3 protein-coding genes are annotated in these 9,026 nt (G+C 64.1%); all 3 read left to right on the top strand.

Features of this window, described 5'->3' with window-relative positions; genetic code table 11:
• A partial coding sequence (locus tag O3301_RS28475; RefSeq protein WP_305058146.1) for a phosphopantetheine-binding protein occupies window positions 1-510 on the top strand: 510 nt, incomplete at its 5' end.
• 51 nt (window positions 511-561) lie between these two features.
• Window positions 562-7,317 (top strand): non-ribosomal peptide synthetase, encoded by a 6,756-nt coding sequence (locus O3301_RS28470; protein ID WP_305058145.1) that lies wholly within the window; start codon window positions 562-564, stop codon window positions 7,315-7,317.
• Window positions 7,318-7,337: 20 nt separating this feature from the next.
• On the top strand, window positions 7,338-9,026 hold a 1,689-nt coding region (locus tag O3301_RS28465), incomplete at its 3' end, for a condensation domain-containing protein (protein ID WP_305058144.1).

Here is a 9,026-nt window from a genome sequence, read left to right as displayed (position 1 = left end):
GACCAGCGCCTGGTGGGCTATGTGGTCAGGAACGACATCGACATTGACAGCGCAGCGCTCCAGCTTGCCCTGCAGGCCAGTCTGCCGGCCTACATGGTGCCATCCGTGTGGGTGACGCTCGATACGCTGCCGCTGAACCCGAACGGCAAGGTCGACCGCAAGGCGCTGCCTGCGCCGGACGCGAGCCTGTCGCAGGCCGGGTATGTGGCGCCGCTGACCGATACCGAGGAAACCCTGGTTGCTATTTGGTCAAGATTGCTGAACCTGAAAGCGGACCAGATCAGCACGACCGCAGACTTCTTCGCCTTGGGCGGGCACTCGCTTCTGGCTATCCGGCTGGTCTCCGAGGTGGCGGACAAATTCGGCATTCAGTTGCAGATCAGGAAGCTATTCGAGCAGACCAGTATTGTCCAGATTGCGACCCTGATCGACGACATCACGGAGATGAATCTGATCAACCAGCATTTTGAATCAATGTCGGGCGAAGGCTTCAATGAAGTAGAGATTTGAACGGTGCCGGCGAATCAGGCTCCGGTTGTCCGGTTGGTTAACACATGGCACATGGAAGAAGTAGAGATCACAATGCGTGAATTCATAAAGACGTTGGCAGGTGAAGGTGTCCAGTTGTACCTTGAGGGCGAGAAGTTGAAGCTTCGCTTATTCAAGAAGGGGGCGGAGGAGGCATTTCTCGATGCGATCCGCCACAACCGCGAGCAGCTTGTTAGTTATCTGAAGAAGAGCGCAAGCGCGCAGTTGCCGGTGGCGGCGGCGCGCCCCAAAGTACAGCGGCAGGCGCGCGAGCACAATCGTGTAATGGCATCGTTCGCCCAGCAGCGCTTGTGGTTTCTTGACCAGATCGACGGCGACAGCGCGCACTACAACATGCCGACCGTCCTGAAGGTCGCCGGATGCTTTGATACTGCCATTGCCGGACTGGCCTTCCAGCGCATCATCGAGCGTCATGAGCCGTTGCGAACGGTGTTTGCGAATGAGGGCGGGCAGCTGTTGCAGCTGATCCGCGAACAGCCGGAGTTCGGCATCAAGGTGATCGATCTGCGCCACCTCGACGCGGTCGCGCGCGAGCAGTCCGCACAGGAACTCGCGGCTGCCGACGGCCGGCTTTCGTTCGACCTGGCCAGCGACGTCATGGTGCGCGCAAGCTTTATCCGGCTGGGCGACGAGGAGGGCTTGCTGCTGTTCTGCATGCACCATATCGCTTCCGATGGCTGGTCGATGGACCTGCTGGTCAGGGAATTTATTGGCCAGTATCAGGCGCTGCGCAGCGGCGCGGACAATCCCTATGGCCCGCTAGCGGTTCGCTACGCCGACTATACCCTATGGCAGCGCAACTGGCTGAGCGGGGCGGTACTGGAGCAGCAGCTAGGCTATTGGACCAGGCAGCTGGCGGAGCTGCCACCGGTGCACAGCCTGCCGCTGGATCATGCGCGGCCGCTGCATCAAAGTTTCCGTGGCGCGCAGCAGCGCTTCTCGGTGGACATGGGCACATGCCGGACCTTGAAGAAAATTGCGCAGGACAGCCAGGCGACGCTGTTCATGGTGCTGCATGGCGCGTTGAGTATCCTGCTGGCGCGCCACAGCAACAGCGCTGACATCGTGGTCGGCACGCCGGTGGCGAACCGGCTTCAGAAGGAGCTCGAAGAGATCATCGGTTTCTTCGTCAACACGCTGGTGCTGCGCACCGACGTGTCGGGCAATCCGCGTTTCGACGAATTCCTGGAACAGGTCAGGATGGTCAATCTCGACGCGCAAAGCCATCAGGATGTGCCGTTTGAGTATCTGGTCGAGCGCATCAATCCTCAGCGCAGCACGCAATACAGCCCGCTGTTCCAGATCATGTTCAGCATGGGAATGGAGTCGCCCCGCGCCGCGCCGGTCCGGCTCGATGAGGTCGATTTTAGCGCGGTGGTGAGCAAGGATACGCCGGTCAAGTTCGACCTTGAGTTCGACGTCACGGAAACGGCGCAGGGCCTGGTCTGCCAGATCGACTACAACGCCGACCTGTTCGAGGCGCGGACCATCGCACAGCTGGCCGGGCAGTATGGGCTGCTGCTGCAAGGCATAGCGGCCGATCCTCGGGCGCGGCTGTATGAACTGCCGATGCTGGACGAGACCGAACGCCACCATCTGCTGCACACGCTCAACGCGACCGAAGCGGCCTATTCTCTGGACCAGTGCGCCCACCAGCTGTTCGAGGCGCAGGCCGAAAAGAATCCCGATCAGGTGGCGCTGGTCTGCGACGGGCAGACGCTGACTTATCGCCAGCTGAACGAACGCGCCAATCGGTTGGCGCACTACCTGATGAACGAGCGCGGTGTGCTGCCGGATAGCCTGGTCGGCATCTGCATCGACCGCTCGCTGGACATGATTGTCGCGATGCTGAGCATCCTCAAGGCCGGCGGTGCCTACGTGCCGCTGGACCCGGCGTATCCCGAGGCGCGGCTGGCTTACATGGTCGCCGACGCCAGGCTTGACACCGTGCTCACCCAGCGCGCGCTGGTGGAACGCAAGGTGGTGGATGCGGCGCTGGCGCTGTGCCTCGATGACGAGGCGGTCCAGGACCAGTTGACGGCGCAAGGCGCCGGCAGTGTCGCGCCGCCCGCCATGGGTCTGAGGTCGTGCAGCCTGGCCTATATCATTTACACTTCCGGCTCGACTGGCAATCCCAAAGGGGTCATGATCGAGCATGCGAGTTTGGTGAACCTGGCCTGGTCGATCCGCCGACGGCTTGACCTGACCGGCGCGGAGAGCATGCTGCAGTTCTCCACGATTAATTTCGATCTGTCGATTGCCGACATCTTCGGCGCGCTGTGCAATGGCTCGCGGCTGGTGCTGCGTACGGACAGCTGGCCGCAGTCGCCCGAGCAGTTCTGGGAGCGCTGCGCCGCGCTCGATATCAACATCCTGTGCCTGCCGACGGCCTACTGGCACGAACTGGCCAAGGACAGCCGCGCGGCGCCGCCGCCGTGCATACGCCAGATCAATATTGGCGGCGAACAGGTCAACCGGGCGATGATTTCGGAATGGTACAAGCGTGCCGACAATGTCCGCATTGTCCTGCATAACGTCTACGGCCCGACCGAATGCACGGTCGACACGACCGTGGTCCAACTGGTCGAGGGCGTGAGCAATATCGGCAAGCCGATTGAAAACTACAGTCTGTATGTGCTGGGGCCGGCAATGAGTCTGGTGCCGGCCGGCGCGCCGGGCGAACTGTATGTCGGTGGCGTGGGACTGGCGCGCGGCTACCTGCATCGCCCGGACTTGACGGCGGAACGGTTCGTGGTCAATCCCTTTCATGATGCCCATCGACGCCAGAGCAGCAGCCGGCTGTACAAGACGGGCGACCTGGTGCGCTACCTTGCCGATGGCAACCTAGAGTTCCTGGGACGCGCGGACGGCCAGGTCAAGATCCGCGGCTTCCGCATCGAGCTGGGCGAGATCGAGAGCCAGTTAGCGGAGCATGAAGCCGTCGGCATCGCGGCGGTGGTGGCGCGCGACAGCAACAGCGGCGAGAAGCGTCTGGTCGCCTATTTGACGCCGAAGGACGGCGCAGAACCGGACCAGTCGCTGGCGGCCGAACTGAAAGCTTATCTGAAGCAGCTCATGCCCGAATACATGGTGCCATCGGCCTGGGTGGTGCTCGCCGCGCTGCCGCTGACGCCGAACGGCAAGGTCGACGCCAAAGCCCTGCCGGCGCCGGACGCCGGACTGTGGCAGCCGGCCTATGTGGCGCCGCGCAATGACGCGGAGCGTACGATGGCGGAGATCTGGGCCGATATGCTCCAGGTCGAGCGAGTTGGCATACACGACAATTTCTTCGAGCTTGGAGGGCACTCGCTGCTGGCGATCGGCCTAATCGACCGGATGCACGAAGCCGGTCTGGTCACAACGGTACGGGCGCTGTTCAGCATGCCGACCATTGCCGATGTGGTGGACACGCTGGGGCGCCGCGAGCATAACGTCGAGGTGCTGCCCAACCTGATTCCCGCCGGCTGCCAGGCTATCGGGCCGGAGCTGTTGCCGCTGGTCGAGCTAAGCCAGCAGGAAATCGATGGCATCGTCATGGCAGTGCCGGGAGGCGCGGCTAATGTCCAGGATATCTATCCGCTCGGTCCGCTGCAGGAAGGAATTTTGTTCCACCACCTGCTGCAGCAGCAGGGTGATGTGTACCTGCTGCCGATGCTGCTGGCCTTCGATGGGCGCGCCACGCTCGATGCCTTCGTTGCGGCGCTGCAGCAGGTCATTGCACGGCATGATGTACTGCGTACCAGCGTGGTATGGGAGGGCCTGAGGGAGCCTGTGCAGGTGGTATGGCGCGATGCGCCGGCGCTGATCGTCGACGTCAGCTTCGCCCCCCTGGATGGCGATATCGCCGCACAGATGGACGCACGCTACGATCCGGCGCATTACCGCATCGACGTGCGGCAGGCGCCGTTGACGCATGCCTTCGCGGCCCACGACCCCGTGAACGGGCGGTGGCTGTTGAAAATCATCCAGCACCACCTTGTCTCCGACCATGCGACGCTGGAAATCATCATCGGCGAAATCCGGACCATCCTCGCGAACGAGGCATCGCCGTTGCCGTCGCCGGTGCCATTCCGCCAGTTCGTGGCGCAGGCGCGCCTTGGCGTCAGCCGCAACGAACATGAAGCCTTCTTCCGCGAGATGCTGGCTGATATCGACGAACCGACCACCCCCTTCGGCCTGGCCGATGTGCAGGGGAATGGCAGGGACGTGCGCGAGGCGACCCAGATCATCGGCGCCGAGCTGGCTGGTAAGCTGCGTCGTGAAGCGAGCCGGCTGCAGGTGAGTGCCGCCAGTCTGATCCATCTGGCGTGGGCACAGGTGCTCTCGCGCCTGACCGGCCGCCGCGACGTGGTGTTCGGCACGGTGCTGTTCGGCCGCATGCGCGGCGGGGAGAAGGTAGCCCAGGTTCCTGGTGTGTTCATCAACACGCTGCCGATCCGCCTGGCGGTGGGGCAGCAGGAGGTGGCGCAGAGCTTGCGGCGCACCCACGAGTTGCTGACCCGGCTGGTGCACCATGAGCACGCGCCGCTGGCGCTGGCGCAGCGCTGCAGCAGCGTCGAGGCGCCTTCGCCGCTGTTTACGTCGCTGTTGAATTATCGGCATACGGCCCCCGGCCAGACGGGCGGCGGCGATGCGGCATGGCGCGGCACCCAGATCCTGAGCACAGAGGAACGCAACAATTATCCGGTGACGCTGTCGGTGGACGACTTCGGCGACGACTTCATGTTGACCGCGCAGCTCAGTGTGCAGGCCGAGCCGGGCCGCATTTGCGCCTATATGCAAACGGCGCTGGAAAATCTGGTGCAGGCGCTGGAGCAGGCGCCGCACACGCCGGTAGCGGCCGTCGAGGTGTTGCCGCCGCAGGAGCGCGAGCAGCTGCTGGTGGAATGGAACGACACTGCGCAAGCCTATGCGCAGGACCAGACCCTGCACGGCCTGTTTCGGCAGCAGGCCGCGCGCACGCCGGAGCGGGTGGCCGTGCTGTGCGAGGACCGGCAATTGAGCTACCGCGAACTGGACGAGCGTTCGGAGCGCCTGGCGCACTACCTGCGCGGCCAGGGGGTGGGCAGGGAAAGCCTGGTGGCGATTTGCGTCGAGCGCGACCTGGACATGCTGGTCGGCCTGCTCGGCATCCTGAAGGCTGGCGGCGCCTACGTGCCGCTCGATCCCGGCTATCCGAAGGAGCGGCTGGCCTACATGCTGGAGGACGCCAGGCCCGCGCTGCTGCTGACCCAGCAGTCGCTGCTGGGGCTGCTTTCGGCCGACGTAGTGACCGTTTGCCTGGACGGCGGCTGGGAGGCCGCAGTCGGCTCCGGCCTGGCGCCCGATGGCGGCGCCACGGCGGACCAACTGGCGTATGTGATCTACACCTCGGGTTCGACCGGTCAGCCGAAAGGCGTCGGAGTCACCCATGGCAACGTGAACAGCTTCCTGCACGCGATGCGCGGGCAGCCGGGGATAGTGGCTGACGATGTGCTGCTGGCGGTGACGCCGCTGTCCTTCGATATTGCCGGCCTTGAGCTGTTCCTGCCGCTGAGCGTGGGCGCGGCGACGGTGATTGCGCCGCGCCAGGTGGCAGCCGATCCGGCCCAACTGGCCCGGCATATCGCCCGGCATGGCGTGACGATGATGCAGGCCACGCCGTCGACCTGGCGCATGCTGGTCGAACAGGGCTGGCAGTACGAGGGCCAGCCGCTCAAGCCGTTCAAGTTGCTGTGCGGCGGCGAGGCGCTGTCGGCGACGCTGGCGGAAGAACTGCTGCGGCGCGTGCCGGTGGTGTGGAATATGTACGGCCCGACGGAGACGACGATCTGGTCGGCGCTGTGCGCGATTACGGACCTGGAGCACGGCATCCCGATCGGGCGGCCGATCGCCAACACGCAGATCTACCTGCTCGACGGGCAATCGCGCCCGGTGCCCGTCGGGGTTGCCGGCGAGGTGCATATCGCCGGCGCCGGCGTGGCGCGCGGCTACGTAAACCGGGACGAGCTGACGGCCGAGCGCTTCGTGCCCAATCCCTTCGGTGCGCCCGATGCGCACATGTCGCGCATGTACAAGACCGGCGACCTGGCGTGCTATCTGCCGGACGGCAGGATCGAATACCTGGGCCGCATCGACCAGCAGGTGAAGCTGCGCGGCTTCCGCATCGAGCTGGGGGAAATCGAAACCTGGCTGGCGCGGCACGCGGCGGTGCGCGAGGCAGTGGTGGTGGCGCGCGAGGACAGTCCGGGCGACCAGCGCCTGGTCGCCTACCTGACCACGCACGAGGGCAGCGCAGACGCCGGACAACTGCTACCGCAGTTGAAGGATTACCTTGCCGGCGCTCTGCCCGAGCACATGGTGCCGTCGGCCTGGGTGGTGCTCGATCAGCTGCCACTGACGGCCAACGGCAAGATTAACCGGAAGGCTTTGCCGGCGCCGGACGGGGGTCTGCTGCGCGCCGAATATGTCGCGGCGCAGACCGATACTGAAGAGCGGCTGGTGGCGCTCTGGCGTGAATTGTTGAACGTCGAGCGGGTCGGCATCCATGATAATTTCTTCGACCTGGGCGGGCACTCGCTGCTCATCATCAGGCTGCACGTGCTAATCATGCAATATTTTCAGAAAAGCCTTTCTGTGGTCGATTTGTTCAGATATCCTACCATCGAAAAATTGGCAGGGGCCTTGGATAGTTCGCCCTCGGCAGCGGCGGCCGATGCGGAAAGCCTGGAGCGGGGCCAGCATCGCCGCCAGGCCATGCAGAGGCGCTCTGCCGCCCGCTCCAAATAACAATGATTCTTGAGAAACCTATGACTTCAACTCGCTCGCTTGAATCGATGAAAGAAGAACTCCTTGCCTTGCTGCTGCAGGAGGAAGACGATGCACCTCCGCCGGAATCGATTGCGCTGGCCGATCGCAGGGGATTGCTGTCGCTGTCGTATTCACAGCAGCGGGTCTGGTTTATCGACCGTTTTACGAGCGGCGGGGCGGCCTACAATATTCCGCGGGCATTCGAAGTCCAGGGGCGGCTGGACCGCGCCGCGCTCGAACGCACGCTGAACGAGATCGTGCGCCGCCACGAGGTGCTGCGCACGATTTTCGATATGGCCGATGGCGCGCCGGTGCAGGTGATCGCGCCTGAGCTGCGGCTGGCGATGCCGGTCACCGATATTAGTGGGCTGCCGCCGGACGAACGTCAGGCTAGGGCGAAATGGCTGGCGCAGGAGGAGGCGCAGGCACCGTTCGACCTGCAAACCGGGCCCTTGCTGCGTGCCCGGCTGATTGTACTGGGCGAAGACGCCTACGTTTTCCTGCTGACGTTTCATCATATCGTCTTCGATGCCTGGTCGATGGGGGTGCTGGTGGGAGAGGTGGCGGCTTTATACAGCGCGTTCGTTGAGGGGACCGTGCCGTTGCTGCCCGAACTGGCGCTGCAGTATGCCGATTTTGCGCATTGGCAGCGCCAGCGGCTGGCTGGCGAGGTGTTGCAACAGCAGCTCGACTACTGGAAAACCCAGTTGCAGGGTGCACCGGCCTTGCTGTCACTGCCGACGGATCGTCCGCGTCCGGCGGTGCAGACCCACGAAGGCGGCATGGTGCCCGTGGTGATCCCGGCGCACGTCGCCAAAGGCTTGCACCGTATTAGCCAGCAGGCGCAAGCCACTTTGTTCATGGCGCTGGCGGCTGCGTTCAATGTGCTGCTCAGCCGTTATGCCGGCCAGGATGACATCTGCATCGGCACGCCGATCGCGAATCGCCAAAGGGCGGAGCTGGAACCGCTGGTCGGCTTCTTTGCCAACACGCTGGCGCTGCGCACGCGGGTGGATGCCGCGCAGTGTTTTGATGAATTGCTCGCGCAGGTCAAGGCGGCCACGCTGGGCGCCTATACGCACCAGGACCTGCCGTTCGAGCAGGTAGTGGAGCATCTGGCGCCGGAACGCAATACCAGCCACAGCCCGCTGGTACAGGTGATGTTCGTGCTTCAGAACGCGCCGATGGGCAAGCTTGAGCTGCCCGGGCTGGCGCTCAGGCCGATGGACATCGAGCACAATGTGTCGCCGCTCGATCTGACGCTGACGCTGGTCGAGGCGGAGGACGGATTGAGGGGGCACGTCGAATACAACACCGACCTGTTCGACCGCGCCACGGCGGAACGGATGGCCGCGCATTTCGGCCGCTTGCTGGCGGCGCTGGTGGCCAATCCGCGGGCGCCGCTGCGTGAGCTGGACATGCTGGCAGGAGGCGAGCGGCAGCAGTTGTTGGTGGAATGGAACAGTACCGCGCACGCGCAGGAGCATGAGCACGCGCAGACCTTGCATGGCCTGTTCGAGCAACAGGCGCTGCACTGCCCTGAAACGGAAGCTATCAAGTTTGCAGGCCAGTCGCTGACTTACGGCGAGCTCAATGCGCGCGCCAACCGCCTGGCGCACTACCTGCGCGGGCAGGGTGTGGGCGCCGACAGCCTGGTGGGTATCTGCGTCGAGCGCAGCGTCGAGATG

This window comes from Janthinobacterium sp. SUN211 (assembly GCF_030587315.1).
GTDB lineage: Bacteria > Pseudomonadota > Gammaproteobacteria > Burkholderiales > Burkholderiaceae_D > Janthinobacterium > Janthinobacterium kumbetense.
This window is presented reverse-complemented; position numbering and strand designations above follow the sequence as displayed.